Consider the following 18,531-nt stretch of genomic DNA (forward strand, 5'->3'; position numbering starts at 1 on the left):
ATACCCCACTGTGTAGATATTTCAAAAAAAACACAATATTTCTTAATTCGTGATTGGAATACGAGCAGCCCAAGTAGCTGCCTGCAAGATCAGTTTACGTAGTGCTGGATGGCGGAAGGATGGCTCATGATGCCCAGGCATAAGGAATACTACTCGTCCTAAACCATAGCTGTGGCACCATGCAGCTGGAAGCCATTGACCCTCTGACTCATACTGAAGAAGAATAGTCCGATCTGTGAACGGATCAAATTCGAAATGATAAGGCTCTTCATCCAGCTGGAAGTCTTCAACGCCCTCAGTAATGTCATGCTTTAGAACCTTGAAGTTCATCGGCTCATAAGCTGTGTGGCCGCTAAAACGACCGCCGATCAACTGGGCAAGCTCGTTGCGCTTTGTCAGTGAAGCTCCCGTATGAAGAACAATAAGCCCGCCCCCTCCACTCACATAGCTGAGTAGTCCAGCCGTTTGTTGAGGAGATACAGTTTCGTTCCACAATTCGTTGTAGGCAATGCATAAGTCATAACTTGCCAAATGCTCAATACGCATCAATTTTTTATTCTCCGAACACTGAACGGTTAATAAATCATTTAAGATCTCACTAATTTGTTGGTCCACTCCTTGAAGTGGATGGAAACGGGGATGGGTATAATCACCAAGTAATAGACATTTTCTTTTGTCCATGGGGATCCTCCTCCTTATTCATTGTTATTATTCATCACATGTTGCCTATATTCTAAGGAAAACTGCTGCGAATGTCCATGTAGATGGCAGGTTTACTACTCTTAAGGCATCAGATTCCGGGTAAAAAAGCATCCCCACCCAGTGAACTCGGCGGGAATGCTTCTGAGTAGTAATGTGAATCTTGTAAAGTTGCCGCACACTATGGTCTAGCGATTTGCCGTCACATATTTGCCCAGCTCTACAATCATGCTTCCCATCCGCTCATGCTCAGGCATGATGATACGTTGTAGGCCCTCTTCTTTTAGAGCCTCAGAGGTAATACGTCCTACAGAAACAGCAAGCACTTTATCCTCGAAGGACTTCAACATCTCCTCCAGCTTGCCCTGTTCCCGAGCATATTGAGAGAGGAAACGAAATTGTGGTGCACTTGTAAAAGCCACGGCATCAATTTTACCTTCTATGATTTCTGTAAGCAATCTTTCAAGCTCACCTGGTTCTGGTGGAGTATGACGATATGGCAGCACTTGGCGGGTATTCGCCCCAGCCTCCTTTAGCCATGACAGCATACGAGGCGCTGGATCGCCGTGCAGCTGCAAAACGACCTCCTTGCCCTGCAAATCCAGAGATTGAAGCCCACGAATCAATCCGACCGTACTTCCGTCGTCATCACGAACCTCCGGCGTAAGTCCTCTTTTTTTCAAAGCATTCACTGTCTTATAACCCCGTGCAGCAATAATAGAACCAGAAAGGACTTCTAAAAAACGATCAGCGATATTCAGACGTTCGGCTGTTTCGAAGAGAGCATCCAGTCCCATACCAGTGGTAGCGATCACCAAGTAAGGCGGATGGCTGATCCATGAATTCAATCCTTCCTCCAATGCCTCATCATCAAGAAATATAGTACCTTGAGCAGGTCGACATAACGCCGTTCCCCCCATATTTTGCACCAACTTGGCCATTTCTTCCGATTTGCGCGGACCCGCCAAGGCGACCGTGAACCCCTTCAGTTGCTCTGCCATGTACTATTATCTCTCCTCTCTCCGTTGCCTAACCCAACATTATTGTTTATCAGTATACTTGCAAAGGGCTGCAAAAGGGAAGATAAAAGCATCGTTTTCCTATCTGAAATATATTATTGCTAGGAGGAATGTATCTTAAAGCTACTCACAAGCTTTTGAAGTTCCTCCGCAAGACGGCTAAGGTCGGTAGACGAAGATGCCATCTCTTCAACAGAAGCAAGTTGCTCTTGTGCTGCCGTTGCGATGGTCTCTGTATTCACAGCCGCTTCTTCGGTGATGCCGCGGATCTCTCCAATAGCCTTCTTCATATGATCTGATTCCACCAATAAGGTCTGTACAGCCCCACCCATTGCCTCAATCTTCTCTGCGGCACTCTTGACCGCTCTACGAATACGGGAGAAGGAACGTCCGGAAGTATCCACGGCCTCTATTCCCTCTGTTACGCGCTGCTTTGTATCTTCCATCGTATGGGTCACCAGCGTCATCTCACTATTAATGGCGGTAATCTGCTCTGCAATCAGATGCGCTGATCTCTCTGATTCCTCTGCCAGCTTACGCACTTCGGCTGCAACAACAGCAAATCCACGGCCGTGCTCTCCAGCTCTGGCTGCCTCAATAGAAGCATTGAGAGCTAACAGATTGGTCTGACGGGCAATCCCTGTGATGACGCCGACAATCCCCTCAATTTGACCCGTTCTTTCGTTCAGCTTGTCGATTACACTGCCAAGCTCTCCCACCGTTCTATCGATACCATTGATCTTATCCACCACGCTGATGACAGAATCATTTCCTTCTGAAGCAGAGAGTGAAGTCTTGTCCATCATCGCAGACACCTGCTCCATATATACGGAAATATGATCCACTTCGTTTGTTGTCGCCGCCGCACTTTCCATCCCTTTTCGTACACCAATCACCTGCCGTTCCGTCCCTGCAGCTACCTCCTGAATCGCTATCGTCATCTGCTCAATCGTTTGGGCATTCTGCTCAGCACTGGCGGTCAGTTCTTCGGCTGAAGAAGAGACATTGCTCGTCATCTCCTGTACACCAACGATCATCTCCCGCAAGCTGAGCACCATTAATTGAAAGTTCTCGGCAAGCATCCCAATTTCATCTTTGCGGAAAGCCCCCATATTTTCGGACAAATCACCTTTCGCTATTACTGCAGTTGCTTTCCGCAGCCGAAGAAGCGGCCGCAAAATAGATTGAATATTAAAATAGATCACGATCAGTGCAAGCAGGACGGAAACTACAATTACAAGTAGCGCTGTATTGCGGATTCCGCTTGTTGCCGAAGTCACTTCATCTATGCTTATCGTACCTCCGATTCTCCAGCCGGTAAGCTCATTCACCATAAACGTCATCTTTTTGTGCGTATCCTTGTACAAATAATCAAAAGAACCTTGTTCTTCCTCGAACATTTTTTTCACAAAATCAGCGGATGATTCCTGCCCAATAACCTCTGTTGGATGAACAAGAAATTTCTTGCTGTTATCCAGGATAGTAATATATCCTTCCTTGCCCACCTTGGTCGCGGTCAATTGTCCTAATGCGGATAGATTGAGATTCAGGGTTACCACCCCGTCACCGCTCTTCAGGACTGTTGATATCGCGATCGCCGTTTCCTGATTCACAGTTTGAAAGGCCGGAGAAATCACAACACCTTTCCCGTGTTTCAGAGAATTAATATAGGTACTTTCCTTCCTGGGATCGTAGCCTTCAGGCAGTTTGGCTTCCGAAGCATGGATCGATTGCCCTCTGCTTGTACTAACATAAATGTCTAGTACATCAGGATGTAGCACAGCATATTCCTTCAGTCTGTCCTTCATAGAAGCTACCGTCCCCCCAGTTGCCTCACTGTTGGTCCTCTCAGCAGTGAACTCAGCGGCAAAATAAGAAACAGTATCTATTTTCGATTGGATATTCGAGTTGATGATTGCATTTACTGCCTCAACACTTTCGGTAGCATTGTTCACCAGTTGATTTTCCACTTCATAGCTAGCAGATTGATAGGTTCGCCAACCGATAATGATACTGGGCAACAGTAGAACTAATAGGTATGTAAGAATTAATTTGGTTCGGATGCTTATACCTGCTTTTTTGTTCATAGATGTCATCACACTCTCTCTCTCTTCGAGTCTTAAATTAGGACATATTTACCAGACTTAATATATAATTATATATCCTCCTTTGGAACCGATTTTCCTCCTATCTTTCTTCATTTTTCTCATCATTCTTATGAATTGTCATATAAATGCAACAAAGAGACCGCTCAAAAGAGAGCGGTCTACTACAATCAGCTTATTTCCTTATCGTTACCTAGCAAAAGTGCTCCGGTTCTTTCATCCTAGTTCACATTCTTGTTCTTACAGTTCGGGCAGACGCCTCCGAATACCACATGGGCATGACCAATCGTATAGCCAGTATCCTTGGCCACTGTATTCATCCAGTCTCTTGGAACTTGGTTCATTACCTCGTCAACCGCACCGCAAACCTCGCAAATGATATGCTGATGATCATCCATGCGGGCATCATATCTGCTGGCAGCCTCACCAAGCTTAAGTTCACGAATCATTTGTTTATCTGAAAGATAACGTAAGGAGTTATATACAGTACCGTATGCTAAGCTATGACCTTGCTCTACTAACCGATTCATTACTTCTGCGGCAGTGGGATGGTCATGTGAATTAAGGACGATATCGTAAACGGCTTGACGTTGGGAAGTCAAATTTAGACTTTTCATTGCTATCATCCTCTAACTTATTTTTAGATCAAGTATAAATCGTGAATGTAAGAACGTCAATCCCACTTTTATCCACTCATTACTTTCTCAGTTACTTGATCAATCCGGAATATTTGATGTTAACGTCAGCTTTGACCTGAAAATCGAGATCCGCATAGAGCCCCTTCCATACTTCCATTTCTGTATCATTATTAAAATGCCTAGCTCCATAGTGCAGACCCCACCCAAAAGGATCCAGACCACTAGCTTGAATTTTAGTCAGTAACGATAATATATCTTTTTCCAGTTCTTTTCCCCCGGCTGCTGCAATTTGCTCCAACTTACCATGAGTCACCAAATCCGGGCTGCTGCTTTCTTCGAGAATCCCTTTAATCTTAATATGATATCGAATGCTAGCTTTCCCGCTCTCCAGATTTAATATTTTATAGTTCGAGGATGATCTCTCCGTGTAATACTGATACATGATTCCCTCGGAATGGGCTGGTAAATTGGTTCGCAGGTTCGGGCGCGATAGCAGATTGTACAGCCGGGTCTCGTTCGGTGTTAGCACCAGCTTGATTTTCTGGCTATCCAGCAATGCGATTTTATTAATTATAAACTCATTGTCCACGTTGGTCTCGATAATCGGCAAAATTGGATCAATCCCCTTCTCATAAACATTTCTCATCAATTGATAAGAATACACACTAGTAATGAAGGGAGACTCCGTTCCCTGACCACTCATCGCCAGAATAAGAGAATTCGATGGGATATGTTCCGATTTGGGTCTTACCTTCAGCACTCCAAGTGCATCCGGACGCCCAACTCCTAAATTGAGAATCAGCTGAATATCTCTGCGCCGCACCGCCCAATCCATCACATGCTGAATATCCTTACGCGCAATCCCTTCTCCCAAAACAAGTGATTTACAATGTGAATAATCAAGTTCTTTCGCTACCCTTGACTTCATTCTGCGGAGCGCTTCCGAGATACTCTGGGACTCTTCGGTTATGATCTGCATCTTCTCATCAATCTTGGTAACATCACCCTGAGGGATGGCTAGCTTCAAGCTGATCTTAAAATTCCCTTCTTTTTCTCCAGGGTCAACACCGATCGCCAGTACGAATATCCGCAGATCAATATCCTTGAAATCACAACCGGAAAGAAACAAGAGTAAGGCAAGTCCTATTACACTAAGTGCTTTCCTCACAAGCCCTGCCTCCTCACTTTACGATAACAATAAAACAGCAATGCGATTAAGAACATCTCACCGAACCAGCGGATTTGTAGAAACCAAGCGCCCAGCAAGTTGAGCTGATATTGATCCATCCACATTAAGGAGAGAACCACTCCGCAAAACAAGCACAGGATAATCCGCTCTTTCCACTGTTCTGCTTTCGGGGATTGTTTTTTTGCAGATGAAATAGCACCTTTGAATAACCCTAACCCTACATGCCAATGAACAATTACACTCACCAGAGATAAAGTCATGTAGGCAAAATAAAAAATAAACAGCATCCGTTCAATAATAAAGGATTCTATCCGGATACTGTCTGCCGTCGAGAACCACGTATATACATGTCTCTCAATCGCAACAGTTCCGAAGTAACCGATAGGGACCAAAAAGGTTAAGAGAAGTACGAGCAGTCCTTCCACCGCTAAAATCCAGACATGCTTCAGCTTTAACCCATGAAATACCCGATTAAAGATGGCTAGATTGATATAACCACTGAAAGAAAAGGTAGCTGCCGAAAGGCTCATTAGATCCGGCTTATGCCAGATGTATGTAGTGATCTGAAGAACTGAGTCCCAGTTAAAATCTGGATTGATCAGCGCCTTCACGATGCCATAGACGATTAACGGTAATGTAACGAAAAGAATGATTTCAAGACCATACAAAAGTGATAGTGAATCAAAGCGACAGCAGATACAGACCAATATCAGAAAGCTGAACACGACAGTATATGGGCTTGAATCCGGACTAATATACCGCAGAGTAATATCTACAAAAGAAAGCAAGGTAACCCCCCCAGCCACACACCATAAACCAGCAAAAAACACTAGTAATGGTTTGACTAGTAGCTTAGGAATGAGAGAGGTAAATATTTCTGGAAACCCCTTTCCAGGAAATTTTGCAATCAATACAGTAAATATATAGACAAATAAGGTGCCAAAGATCGTTCCGATGAGTATAGATACAAGCGCACCGTCAAAACGTCTGTCGATGAGTTCCCTAGGAACAAAATTAATGATGTTGATCAAGCTGTTCATCAGAAAAAGACAGTAGAAATAACGGCTTTTGGCCATCAATGTTCCCCGCCCTTCTTCTTACCAAGATTATCAAGGAAAAATAGTCTGAAATAGGGTTGCCCAAAGCTACGCTGCTTGCATAAATACATTGCGAATCCCACAACACAGACCACTACACCAACCATTCCTAGGACAGCGGCAGCTATAAGAAAAACGTACTTCAGCACGCGTATCGACAAGCTCATCATATTAAGAGGAATCAGAAAATTGGATATCGCAACGGCAGAGACCAATATAATCATAATATTCCCTACAAGCCCTGCCGCCGTAGCGGCCTGGCCTAAGATTAGACCTCCGACCGTTGTAGCCGTAGGACCAATCGCCTTGGGAAGCCGTAAACTCGCCTCGGTCAGAAATTCCATCATCATAAGCATTAGGAACACTTCCACAAAAGATGGATAAGGTACGGTCGCACGACTACCCGAAATGAGCAGCGCAACCTGCACACGAACAATCTCCGGGTTATAAGAGGTGAGTGTTACATAGATTGCAGGCAGCCACAACGTCATGCACACACCGATAATTCGGAGTAGCTTTAAGAAACGACCCACGATAGGAAATTGGATTTTATCATCCATGGATGTAAAGAAATCATTAAATATAGAAGGTAATACTATCGCATATCCCGTTGTATCCAGGAGTATGGCTACTTTTCCTTCAGATAAATTAAACACAACTCTATCAGGTCTTTCAGTAATAATAGACTTAGGGAGTATTCTCAATTTATCACTGCTTATAAACTTCTCAAGTTCTCCCGTGGCCTGCAAAATATCAACCTCGAGTGTATTCATCTTCTCTCTTAATTCCGCTAATACCGAATGATCCACACGACTGATGTCATATAGAATCGCCACCTTTGTTTTGGAGACATCGCCGATGACCATGGTTTCCATTTTGAGATTAGTGGATTGATAGCGCCGACGAATCATATTCAGATTAACCGCGAGATCCTCCGTTAGTGCGTCTGAAGGTCCCTGTGAAATACTTTCTGCAGACGTTTCACTAACACCGCTGCTCTCCGTACCCATCGCATCGAAAAAACAAATCACATCATTTATGCTAAGAAGAACATACCCACTAAGCATAAGCTCGATCGCTACATCCTTCGTAGTCTCCTCTTCCGTGCCCGGATACGTCGTAATGTAATCCCGGTAAGCGTTAGTATCCCCCATCTCATAGAACGGTGTAATCACATGACGACTGAGCGTCTGCGAATCTGTAACGCTTTTAATATAAATTAAGTTGATCTGCCCAAAAGGTGCAACGAGCGTTCGATCGATTAAATCGGCGAATCCGTCCAACTCACCCTTGATCCATTCCAGAGAAACATTGTGCTTATCCTGTTGAACTGACATGGATCATCCCTCCTATTTATCCTGTGCTCCCCGGATGCAACCTTATTTTGGCACTATTTTTCTGAATTCATGCACTGCACATGTGAATACGGAGTTTCTTTTAACGGAACTGTGGTAATAAATGAAATGAGGATTGTATTAGATGGAGGGATAATAAGATGAATTCACATCGTAAAATAACGCAAGGTCTCCCGCAATTTCCAGAATCATTATGGAGAGACACTACGGACTTACCAGCTTTTCCAAAGCTAACTGAAGATATTTCTACAGATGTTGCAGTGGTAGGTGGCGGGATTACAGGAATTACAACTGCTTATCTCTTAAGCAAAGCAGGATACAAAGTCACGCTCTTGGAGGCAGGAGAAATTCTCAGTGGTACTACGGGTTTTACAAGCGCAAAAATCTCCGCTCAGCACGGATTAATCTATCATCATTTGCTGAAACATTTCGGGGCGGAGAATGCCCGGCTCTATTATCAATCGAACAATGAGGCTATGAATTGGATCTTAAATACAGCTGAAGAACTTGAAGTGTCTTGCGGCATGAAACGTGAAGCAGCCTATCTATACGCAGATGCTGAAGATCATAAAACGCTTAAACAGTTGGAAGAAGAGTATCAAGCCTATGAACAATTGGGTCTGCCCGGTGAATGGCTGGATAATGTCTCTATCCCTTTGATGGCGAGTGGTGCAATTAAATTACCAGGACAAGCTCGCTTTCACCCACTGCAATATCTGAAGGCCTTGTTGAAGGTTATCTTGGAAAAAGGTGGCGTGATTTATGAGCATACGATGATGGCGGACAAGGTGGAGAAGAACGATACGCTTACGCTTTTTACGGAAAAGAATGACTACCGCATCACCTGCCGTTACGCTGTGTCGGCTTCTCATTTCCCCTTCTACGATGGAGGTGCGTTATATTTCTCGCGACTGCATGCTGAGCGTTCCTACTGTCTGGCGATTCAGCCCGAAACGGATTTTGAGGGTGGAATGTATTTAAGTGCCAGCGAACCAACCCGTTCTCTGCGTGCTGTAGAGTGGGAAGGACGTAATCTGGTTATCGTTGGTGGGGAGAATCATAAGACAGGCCAAGGCATCTGCACGATAGGCCATTATGAGAATTTGGAACTGTTCGCAGGTCACTTGCTGGGCATCAAATCGATCCCTTACCGCTGGTCAGCACAGGATTTAACTACGCTGGACAAGGTCCCCTACATCGGCAAGATTTCGGGTAACGAAGAGATTTATATCGCGACTGGATTCAGAAAATGGGGCATGACAAACGGTACTTTATCCGCTCAAATCATCGCTGATCAGATTCAGCGCAAAGATAATCCATATACAGAGCTATACGATCCATCCCGCTTCAAAGCTGGTGCCAGTCTAAAAAGCTTCATCGTTCAAAATGCCAATGTGGCAAAAGAGCTTGTAGCGGGTAAAGTAGAAATCGTCCATAAAAAGACAAGTGATTTGAAGGCAGACGAAGGGGCTGTTGTCTTTCATGACGGCAAACGTGTCGGCGCCTACAAGGATCCGGAAGGGAAGCTTCATCTGATAGACAGAACCTGTACACATATGGGCTGTGAATGCGAATGGAACGACGGCGACCGTTCTTGGGATTGCCCTTGCCACGGCTCTCGATTCTCCTTTGATGGGGAAGTCTTAGAAGGACCTGCATCAGTGCCGCTAACGAAGCTTTACGAGTAAATTTATTCCTTTCGTGAAAAAGTCTTCAAATCGATTCTTTAAGCGATTGTAAATGCCCTATAGCATTCAGGTATAATAGGACATGATTGAAGCATTAGCTTCAAAAATGTTTAAAGGAGCGTGACGTTAGAGATGGATTTGAGAGGAAAGAGTGTTGTGATTACTGGCGCAGGCAAAGGGATCGGCAAAGCCTTAGCCATGGCACTAGCTAAGGAAGGTGCTAATTTGGGCCTGATCTCCAGAACTTCAGGCGATCTCGAAGCGTTAAAATCAGCCTTAACGGAAGTATACGACGTGAAAGTCAGCATCGCCGTTGCGGATATCGCTGTACGCGAAGAAGCTGAACGTGCGGTTGCTTACCTGCAAGACGAGCTAGGAACATTTGACGCATTAATCAACAATGCCGGAATTGCAAAATTCGGTACTTTAGTAGAAATGGACCCTGCCGATTGGGAAAGTCATATCCAAGTCAATCTTTACGGTACCTATTATGTTACTCGCGCTGCACTGCCAGCTATGATTGAGAAGAATGGTGGAAACATCATCAACATCTCTTCCACTGCCGGAGAACGTGGTTTCGCGACAGGCTCGGCTTACTGCGCATCCAAGTTTGCACTGATGGGCATGACCGAAGCCCTCGCCCAAGAGGTACGTAAGCACAACATCCGCGTCGTAGCCTTGACTCCAAGCACTGTTAACACTGGATTAGCATCCAACGCTGGACTTAAGATCGGTGACGAAGACCGCATGATGCAGCCTGAGGATGTAGCTGAATTGGCTTTAACAGCCTTGAAGCTGCCGGATCGTGTCTTCCTAAAAACAGCAGGACTCTGGACCACTAATCCACAATAAAAGCGAGCTGGCTGGTTCTAGGCCAGGCTCTGATTGCACTTTGTGCAGGAGAATGCGGCTAGACAAGGAGGAAGCAGTACGGATTGATTGATAGCACTTTGTGCTGGATAATCCCCAGGTCTACTCCCTCTCTGATTGCACTTTGTGCAATAGAATCTCTCTGGTCGAGAGAGAAACTTGGTTTGGTTGCACTTTGTGCAATCAAACTGGAGGAAACCCTACTTTTAGGCGATTTGGCCTCGATTCAATTGTACAAAGTGCAACAGAATACCTTATGTGGGCTAGTTTCTGGCTAGTCTGTTGCACATCCTGCAATCAAACTCCACTTTAGGTCCAGAGCAGGTTACTTAAACGCCAGAGTAGGTAACTTAAAGATTACGTATTTAATCGTAGGCACTTAAAGTTATGTTGTGTTTTGTGTGTAGTTGGGTGTTGTAGCTACACTAGGTACCCCGAGTACTGAACACTACTTAGCATTCGAATAGACGATAGTTGCACTTCGTACATCTATTCAGCGTAATTAGAGGATCTGTCACAATATAATTGCACTCTGTGCAACTAGCAGCAGGCAATTCTCGACCATTCGCCAGATTCATCTAATTTAGTTGCAGAGAATACACTTATCGTCTTCGTTTCTAACGAACCAGAACTTTTAAGTGTATAAAGTGCAATTATAATTCCGCCTAATGTTTATGTATGGATATCACACTACTGAACGGAGGTTTACCTAATATGCTAGTAGTGACAAATACCATTAAAGTTAAAGAAGGTCATGGTGAAGCCATTGCTCAACGTTTCGGAGGAAATAATGGTGTACAGGATATGCCAGGATTCGTCCGCATGGAGGTTTGGCAAGGAAGTGCCAAAGATGGTGTTGAGGAATTAAAAATCTGTACCATGTGGGAGAATGAGGAGGCATTTAAAGGCTGGACCTCCAGTGAGTCCTTCCGCCAATCGCACCGCGGTGCTGGTGGAAATGAAGCCATTCTTGGTGCATCGATCGACAAATATAAGCTGATGATCAGCCGAACACCCGGCACCAGCAATTAAGTGTAAGAGATTGGACAACTAGTCCCGCAAGCTATTCACATAACTTGCGTCTATGAGATATAGGCCGAATCGTACAATAAACAAAAGTATTGCTGCCACGTCAATAACAACAGGGATGTCCTAAGCCAATATGGCTTTGAGACATCCCTGTTTGTTTCTACAGTGTGTCGCTTATTGCTCACTACCACGAGGCAGAGCTTGCTCCACCTCTTGATGTTTCCCCGGCCAGAATGCCCACCGACCAAAAAGTGTCGTAATCGCGGGCACAAGGAACGGACGAACTACGAAGGTATCAAGTAGAATACCTAGTGCGGTGATGATCCCAAATTGCACAAGCACCTGAATCGGCAAGCTAGCTAATACAGCAAAAGTACCTGCCAGAATGAGGCCCGCAGAGGTAATTACCGAGCTGGTCTCATTCACACCTTCTGCGATCGCCTGCTTAAGCGGCATGTTCTTACGCTTTTTCCAAATATTAGAGATCATAAAGATGTTGTAATCTTCTCCAAGTGCCACAAGGAATACAAAGGAATAGAGCGGGATCGCTCCCTGAATGGCATCTGCCCCCATCACATAATGAATGATAATCCAACCTAAGCCAAGAGCAGAGAAGAAGGAGAGAATGACTGTTCCTACCAGATAAATAGTCGCCACTATAGAACGCAGATATATCAACAACAGCAAAGTAATCAACCCGATAACAACAGGGATAATCAGATCGGTGTCCCGATCTCCAATCTCTTTTGTGTCGTACTGTGTTGCTGTCTGACCACTTACCCACACATGATCTGAAGGATTCTCTACCCCTACATCAATCAGCGCTTGCTCTGCTGTTGCTAGAAGGGCTGGAATATGCCCCATCGCTTCAAGTGAATAAGGATTGTTCTTAAATTCGATATCATAACACAGAATATCCTTGTTCACAGCGCCCTGCTGCGGATCGGAAACCGAGTCCACATACGTGAGCCCTCCGAGAATGACTTTAAGATCCTCTCCACTCGCTTGCCCCTTAGTATCAATAATCAGTTTAGCGGGTGCTAGTTCGCCTGGAGAAAACTGCTTACCGATGAGGTCGAACCCTTCGCGGGACTCCATATTCTTAGGAAAAGAAGAAAGGATATCATACGTAAATTTGATTCCACTGGAGAATGAAGCCAGAACCCCCAGTCCGATAACAGTCACGCCTACGATAGCCCAAGGCCGGGTTACTACCAAGCCGCCAATTCCTTTTTTACGGGAAACTTTGATTTCAGGAACAGGCTTGCCTTTAGTCTTAGCCCGTTCTACTTCCATTTGCGGTGTACGCGGAATGAATGGGAAGAACGAAGTCCGTCCAAAGATCGCCAGCAGTGCAGGCACGAGGGTTAGACTGGCAATCCCCATAATGAAGATAGACATGCTAAACGGAACGGCAAAACGATGATAAGCTCCATACTTAGCCAGCAATAGCGCGAACAGTGCGAGCACGACGGTGAAGCCACTCATAGCAATTGCGCCTGAAGATTCGGTAATGGAGCGAAGAAGCGCACGACTCTTGCTCTCCTCTACCTTCAACAACTGCCGGAACCGTGAAATCAGGAACAGACAATAGTCCGTACCAGCTCCGAATAGCAAAACAGTCATAATCGAGACTGCCTGTGAATCTACTGTGATCCAGCCTTCTTGCGCCATTTTTCCAAGAATCGGACTTGTTACACCATAAGCGAATCCAACCGCAATAAGTGGAATAAACGCCAAGATCGGTGAACGATAAATCACCAATAAGAACACCAGCACAAGCATAACCGTAGCGATTAACAAGGAAACGTCTGCGTTCTTGAACAGGCCTGTAGCGTCTATGGAGATGCCCACTGGACCCGTAACACGTAAACTCAGGTCTTTTCCATCTACTTTAGCCGCGGAGGGGTCTCCACCCGTCTCCGTGTTTATGATCTTCTTCATTTCTGTCACAGCTTCGCCGAGCTGATCACTATCTGCCGTTTTATCAAAAAGCACCGGGGTTACCAGCGTACTAAGATCCTCAGATAACGAGGCTTGTAGTGCCTGTGGCGGCAGTTGTCCTAATGGTGGAACAAAATTCTGATGGGGCAAGGGTTGCTGCTCCAACTTCTTGTACACAGCAGTGATATGTACTAAATCATCTTGTGAAAGCCCACCTTCTCTATGCCACACGAGTAGTGCAGGTACCCCACTCCCACTCGGGAATTCTTGTTCTGCTATAGCTGCTGCCTGTATCGATTGTGCATCATCTGGGAGGTTAGGCGCATTATTAGCAACTTGAGAATTCACTGCAGGCCACAACATGGTAAGTGCACCAACTAGTACAATCCACACGAGAAGAGTAACCCACTTCGTCTTTCTTCCTGCCACCCATTTACCATAGCCTGACATTCCCTTCATCCTCTCCTTTACCTTTCGGCCTTAAAAATGAGCCGCGGGTCATTTTTAATTCTATCATATATATGCTTTAATTTTTAATCAACTTTTTTATTTTTCTGAAAAATCAAAACACCTCACCACATATAAAACACCCCTCTCTTCACATATAAAATCAGCAACATGTGAAAAGAGGGGTGTATGGTTTGCTATACTTTTTCTTTCACTTCAATTTAGCCTGCGTCCAAATCTCCTTCGGAGAACTGACTGTTGTAAAGATCAGCGTAGAATCCGCCTTGTGCAAGCAGTTCCTCGTGGTTACCCTTTTCGATTACACTACCTTGATTCATAACAAGGATAAGGTCGGCATCTCGAATCGTCGAAAGACGGTGAGCAATTACGAAGCTAGTTCTGTTTTGCATCAATGCTTTCATTGCTTTTTGAATCAACAATTCTGTCCGTGTATCGACACTGCTCGTTGCTTCATCAAGAATGAGGATCGATGGATCAGCCAGAATCGCACGGGCAATCGTAATCAGCTGCTTCTGTCCTTGTGAAATATTAGAAGCTTCTTCATTTAACACCGTATCATAGCCAAGCGGAAGTGTGCGGATAAAGTGATCGGCATGAGCAGCTTTAGCAGCACGTACCACATCAGCTTCTGAGGCACCTTCACGTCCGTAAGCAATGTTATCGCGGATCGTACCATTGAACAGCCAGGTATCCTGAAGCACCATACCAAATTTGCTGCGCAGGTCACTCCGTCTCATATTGGTAATATTGACGCCATCAATGATAATTTCCCCATCATTAATCTCGTAGAAGCGCATCAACAGGTTAATCAGAGTGGTTTTACCAGCACCAGTAGGACCGACAATCGCTATGGTCTGACCTGGACTAACCTCAATATTCATGTCCTCAATCAGAATCGCATCTTCTTTATATCCGAATTTCACATGACGGAACTCAACGGAACCTTCCGGAGTACCTTCATCAAGCTTCGCAAGCGTAGTATTAACTTCCTTAACTTCCTCTTCTTCATCCAGAAGTTCAAATACACGTTCTGCAGAAGCAATAGTGGATTGAATAATATTAGCGATATTAGCCGTTTGTGCAATCGGCTGGGTGAACTGACGGGAATACTGAATAAAAGCTTGAATATCCCCAACATCGATCATTTTTTTAGTAACAAAGATACCGCCGACTACACAGATCATTACATAACCTAAATTACCAATAAACATCATGAGCGGCATAATCATACCGGACATGAATTGGGCACGCCAGCCAGAGTCATAAAGCTTATCGTTAATTTGATCGAAATCCTTAAGAGACTGCGGTTCACGACCAAATGCTTTAATAATCCGGTGACCTGTATACATTTCTTCTACATGACCATTCAACTGACCGAGCGATTTCTGCTGTCTGACAAAATAAGTCTGCGAACGCTTGGAAATAGCCATAATTACAACGAAGCTAAGTGGCAACGTAATAATCGTAATCAAAGTCAGCCATGGGCTAATGGTAAGCATCATTACAATAACACCGATAATGGTGACAATAGAAGTAATCAATTGAGTTAAGCTCTGTTGCAGCGTAGTACTGATGTTATCCACATCATTCGTAGCACGGCTTAGAATTTCACCATGTGTACGGGAATCAAAATATTTCAAAGGCAATCGTTCCAACTTGCTGTTAATCTGCTCACGCATGTCGTAAACGACCTTCTGAGCTACACCAGCCATTACATACTGCTGAACATAGCTAAATAGAGCACTAAGCAAATACAGACCCGCAAGTATGATCAGGATATCATTAATGTATCCAAAATCAATGGAGGCTCCCTCAACACCCATTAATTTACCGTAAGCACCTTCGAACAGTTTAGTTGTTGCTTTACCCATAACCTTAGGACTGAAAATACTAAATATAGTACTGGCAATAGCCATAACAAGAACGATGATTAATTGAACCATTCGAGGTCTTAAATACTTAATCAGACGACGAAGTGTACCCTTAAAGTCTTTAGCCTTCTCTGCAGGCAACCGCATGCCAGGACCGCCACCAGGTCCTGGACCTTTATGGGCACGCGGAGCAGCAGTTTTGTTGTTATGTTCGCTCATGCTATTTCCTCCTCTGACAGCTGCGAGGATACGATCTCGCGGTACACATCACTGCTCGCGAGCAGTTCACGGTGAGTGCCCATTCCGGCGATTTCACCCTCATCAATAACAATAATCCGATCGGCATCCATAACGGTACTAACCCGTTGAGCTACGATTAGAACAGTGGATTCCGTAGTTTCATCTTTGAGTGCCGCGCGAAGCTTAGCATCTGTTTTGAAATCAAGTGCTGAGAAGCTATCGTCGAACAAATAAACTTGAGGTTTTCTTACAAGCGCACGTGCAATGGACAACCGCTGTTTCTGACCACCGGAGACATTGCTACCGCCTTGAGCAATTTCCGAATCAAACCCCTCTTTCATTGCTGACACGAAATCGTAGGCTTGAGCTACCTTGGCTGCATGAATAATTTCTTCATCGGTAGCATCCTCTTTACCATAGCGAATGTTTTCGTTAATCGTACCTGAGAACAATACTGCTTTTTGAGGGATGTAACCAATCTTGCTCCGTAGCTCTTCTTGGGTCATCTCACGTACATCTACTCCGTTCACACGTACAGCACCTTCGTTAACATCATAGAATCTTGGAATCAAGCTAAGCAGCGTAGATTTACCTGAACCTGTACCGCCGATAATGGCAGTAACTTCACCTGGACGGGCACTGAAGCTAATGTTTGAAAGTGCAGGTTGTTCCGCGCCAGGATAAGAAAAGGAAACATTTTCAAATTCAACAAAACCACGCATATGATCACGACCATCTTTTCTAGTAGCTTGAGCCGTTGTTTGCAATTCACTCTCTGAAGGATCTGTGAACTCCGGCCGCATATCGAGCACTTCATTGATACGCAAGGCAGAAGCTGACGCACGAGGAATCAGTACGAACATCATCGATACCATAATTAGGGAGAACATGATTTGCATCGCATATTGAATAAATGCCATTAGTGAGCCGACTTGTAAATCTCCATCGCCAATCCGGATTCCACCAAAGTAAAGAATTGCGATCATGGAAAAGTTCATAACAATCATCATAAGCGGCATCAAACCGGCCATGATTTTATTTACTTTGATCGCTGTGTCTGTCAGATCACGGTTAGCCTCAGAGAAGCGTTTATTCTCATGATCAATTCGGTTAAATGAACGGATAACACGGATACCCGTCAAATGTTCACGTAGCACCAGATTTAACTTATCCAGCTTAACCTGTATCGCTTTAAACAACGGTAATCCCTTCATCCCGATTAAGAAAATTGCGCCTACAAGTACCGGGATAACTACAACAAAGATCAATGATAATTTCGCATCTTCGGACACCGCCATGATGATACCACCAATCATCATCATCGGTGCACCAATCATCATACGCAGCATCATAGTAAGTACAGTCTGTACCTGCGTAATATCATTCGTTGTACGTGTAATTAAGGATGCAGTACCGAGCTTATCGAACTCATGCAGCGTGAAATTCTCTACATGATTAAACACACGAGCACGGGTGAGTTTACCAAACCCCGCTGCCACTTTTGCCGATAAATAGCTGGCAATGACTGAACATATAGCCCCGCCCCCTGCAACTAAAAGCATGAAGCTACCTATTTTCCAAATATAAGTTCGATCTCCCTGCACAATTCCTTTGTCGACAATGTCAGACATTAGCGTAGGGAGGTATAAGTCGCCCATGGACTGCAAGAACACAAGAATTAATACAGCACCAATAGCTACTCGAAATGGCTTAAGTTGTTTAAATAATTTAATCAAGCTTCTCATCTCCGTTCATTTGTAGCCTATCCCAATTAGGTGGCGGATTATCCTCAACGAATGCATGTACTTTCAGCAACAGTTCTGTGAGCTGCTTAGTCTCTTTTTCACCTAAGTACTGTACGAGCTCATCAAGCATTGCGTCTCTATATTGCTCTGCTCTTCGTGTGAGTTTTTTTCCACTCTCCGTCAATTTCACGCGTACGACTCTTCGGTCCGAAGGATCTGCGTGTCTTTCCACCATCTGTTTCGCCTCTAGACTATTAATCAACTGCGTAATAGTTGGAGGTGTGAATCCGAGAAGTCGGCTGATTTCAGATATCTTTAGACCCTCATCATCAGAATGATTCCATTTTTCAATGCATATCATTAAAGTCATCTCACTCGGCTTATGGCCTTCAACACCCTTTTGCCAATGGCCTTTATGCAGCCGTTTCATCGCCGCAAAAAGCTCGTGTGCGACTGAATTTTCAGTATTTTCTGTATTTCCTCCGTTTATCCCAATTTCTCTCACCTCTAATTTAGTTAGGTCAGCTAATTATTAAATACTATATTATTTAGGCTACCTAATTATATTTTCGGC

14 protein-coding genes are annotated in these 18,531 nt (G+C 44.5%); 3 read left to right on the forward strand and 11 right to left on the reverse strand.

Going from position 1 to position 18,531, the window contains the following annotated elements:
* Positions 1–42 precede the first annotated feature (42 nt).
* The 7 genes from L1028_RS02300 to L1028_RS02330 all read right to left on the reverse strand — a co-directional run bounded on the left by L1028_RS02300 (position 43) and on the right by L1028_RS02330 (position 8,084).
* Positions 43–681: a ThuA domain-containing protein gene (locus L1028_RS02300; RefSeq protein WP_234530831.1), complete on the reverse strand. Its 639-nt coding sequence runs from the start codon at positions 679–681 to the stop codon at positions 43–45.
* Between the two features lie 206 nt (positions 682–887).
* Entirely contained in the window at positions 888–1,700 is an 813-nt protein-coding gene (locus L1028_RS02305; protein ID WP_234530833.1) for a uroporphyrinogen-III synthase, read from the reverse strand.
* A gap of 119 nt (positions 1,701–1,819) precedes the next feature.
* Positions 1,820–3,805, reverse strand: a complete 1,986-nt coding sequence (locus L1028_RS02310; RefSeq protein ID WP_234530837.1) for a methyl-accepting chemotaxis protein — start codon at positions 3,803–3,805, stop codon at positions 1,820–1,822.
* A gap of 239 nt (positions 3,806–4,044) precedes the next feature.
* Positions 4,045–4,440 (reverse strand): Fur family transcriptional regulator, encoded by a 396-nt coding sequence (locus L1028_RS02315; protein ID WP_042131422.1) that lies wholly within the window; start codon positions 4,438–4,440, stop codon positions 4,045–4,047.
* Positions 4,441–4,531: 91 nt separating this feature from the next.
* A complete protein-coding gene (locus tag L1028_RS02320) occupies positions 4,532–5,629 on the reverse strand; it encodes a Ger(x)C family spore germination protein (protein WP_234530839.1) in 1,098 nt (365 codons plus the stop codon).
* Entirely contained in the window at positions 5,626–6,726 is a 1,101-nt protein-coding gene (locus L1028_RS02325; RefSeq protein ID WP_234530841.1) for a GerAB/ArcD/ProY family transporter, read from the reverse strand. The genes L1028_RS02320 and L1028_RS02325 overlap by 4 nt, the downstream gene beginning before the upstream one ends.
* Positions 6,726–8,084, reverse strand: coding sequence for a spore germination protein (locus L1028_RS02330; RefSeq protein ID WP_234530843.1), 1,359 nt, complete (start codon positions 8,082–8,084; stop codon positions 6,726–6,728). Before L1028_RS02330 ends, L1028_RS02325 begins: the two co-directional genes overlap by 1 nt.
* A gap of 158 nt (positions 8,085–8,242) precedes the next feature.
* On the opposite strand from L1028_RS02330, the gene L1028_RS02335 reads away from it, so the two are divergent.
* From L1028_RS02335 to L1028_RS02345, 3 genes are all read left to right on the forward strand, one after another.
* Positions 8,243–9,790 (forward strand): FAD-dependent oxidoreductase, encoded by a 1,548-nt coding sequence (locus tag L1028_RS02335; protein WP_234530844.1) that lies wholly within the window; start codon positions 8,243–8,245, stop codon positions 9,788–9,790.
* Positions 9,791–9,922: 132 nt separating this feature from the next.
* A complete protein-coding gene (locus tag L1028_RS02340; RefSeq protein ID WP_234530847.1) occupies positions 9,923–10,642 on the forward strand; it encodes a 3-ketoacyl-ACP reductase in 720 nt (239 codons plus the stop codon).
* Positions 10,643–11,374: 732 nt separating this feature from the next.
* Positions 11,375–11,692, forward strand: coding sequence for an antibiotic biosynthesis monooxygenase (locus L1028_RS02345; RefSeq protein WP_234530849.1), 318 nt, complete (start codon positions 11,375–11,377; stop codon positions 11,690–11,692).
* Between the two features lie 171 nt (positions 11,693–11,863).
* On the opposite strand, the gene L1028_RS02350 is transcribed toward L1028_RS02345, so the two are convergent.
* The 4 genes from L1028_RS02350 to L1028_RS02365 all read right to left on the reverse strand — a co-directional run bounded on the left by L1028_RS02350 (position 11,864) and on the right by L1028_RS02365 (position 18,462).
* Positions 11,864–14,092 carry an MMPL family transporter gene (locus L1028_RS02350; RefSeq protein ID WP_234530851.1) on the reverse strand — a complete coding sequence of 743 codons (2,229 nt, stop codon included), beginning with the start codon at positions 14,090–14,092 and terminating at the stop codon, positions 11,864–11,866.
* A gap of 209 nt (positions 14,093–14,301) precedes the next feature.
* Positions 14,302–16,191 carry an ABC transporter ATP-binding protein gene (locus L1028_RS02355; protein WP_279306822.1) on the reverse strand — a complete coding sequence of 630 codons (1,890 nt, stop codon included), beginning with the start codon at positions 16,189–16,191 and terminating at the stop codon, positions 14,302–14,304.
* Positions 16,188–17,948, reverse strand: coding sequence for an ABC transporter ATP-binding protein (locus tag L1028_RS02360; protein WP_234530852.1), 1,761 nt, complete (start codon positions 17,946–17,948; stop codon positions 16,188–16,190). Before L1028_RS02360 ends, L1028_RS02355 begins: the two co-directional genes overlap by 4 nt.
* On the reverse strand, positions 17,941–18,462 hold the full coding sequence (locus tag L1028_RS02365) for a MarR family winged helix-turn-helix transcriptional regulator (RefSeq protein ID WP_234530854.1): 522 nt from the start codon (positions 18,460–18,462) through the stop codon (positions 17,941–17,943). The genes L1028_RS02360 and L1028_RS02365 overlap by 8 nt, the downstream gene beginning before the upstream one ends.
* Positions 18,463–18,531: the final 69 nt, after the last annotated feature.

Origin of the sequence: Paenibacillus pseudetheri, assembly GCF_924513355.1 — a bacterium.
Classification (GTDB): domain Bacteria; phylum Bacillota; class Bacilli; order Paenibacillales; family Paenibacillaceae; genus Paenibacillus_AQ; species Paenibacillus_AQ pseudetheri.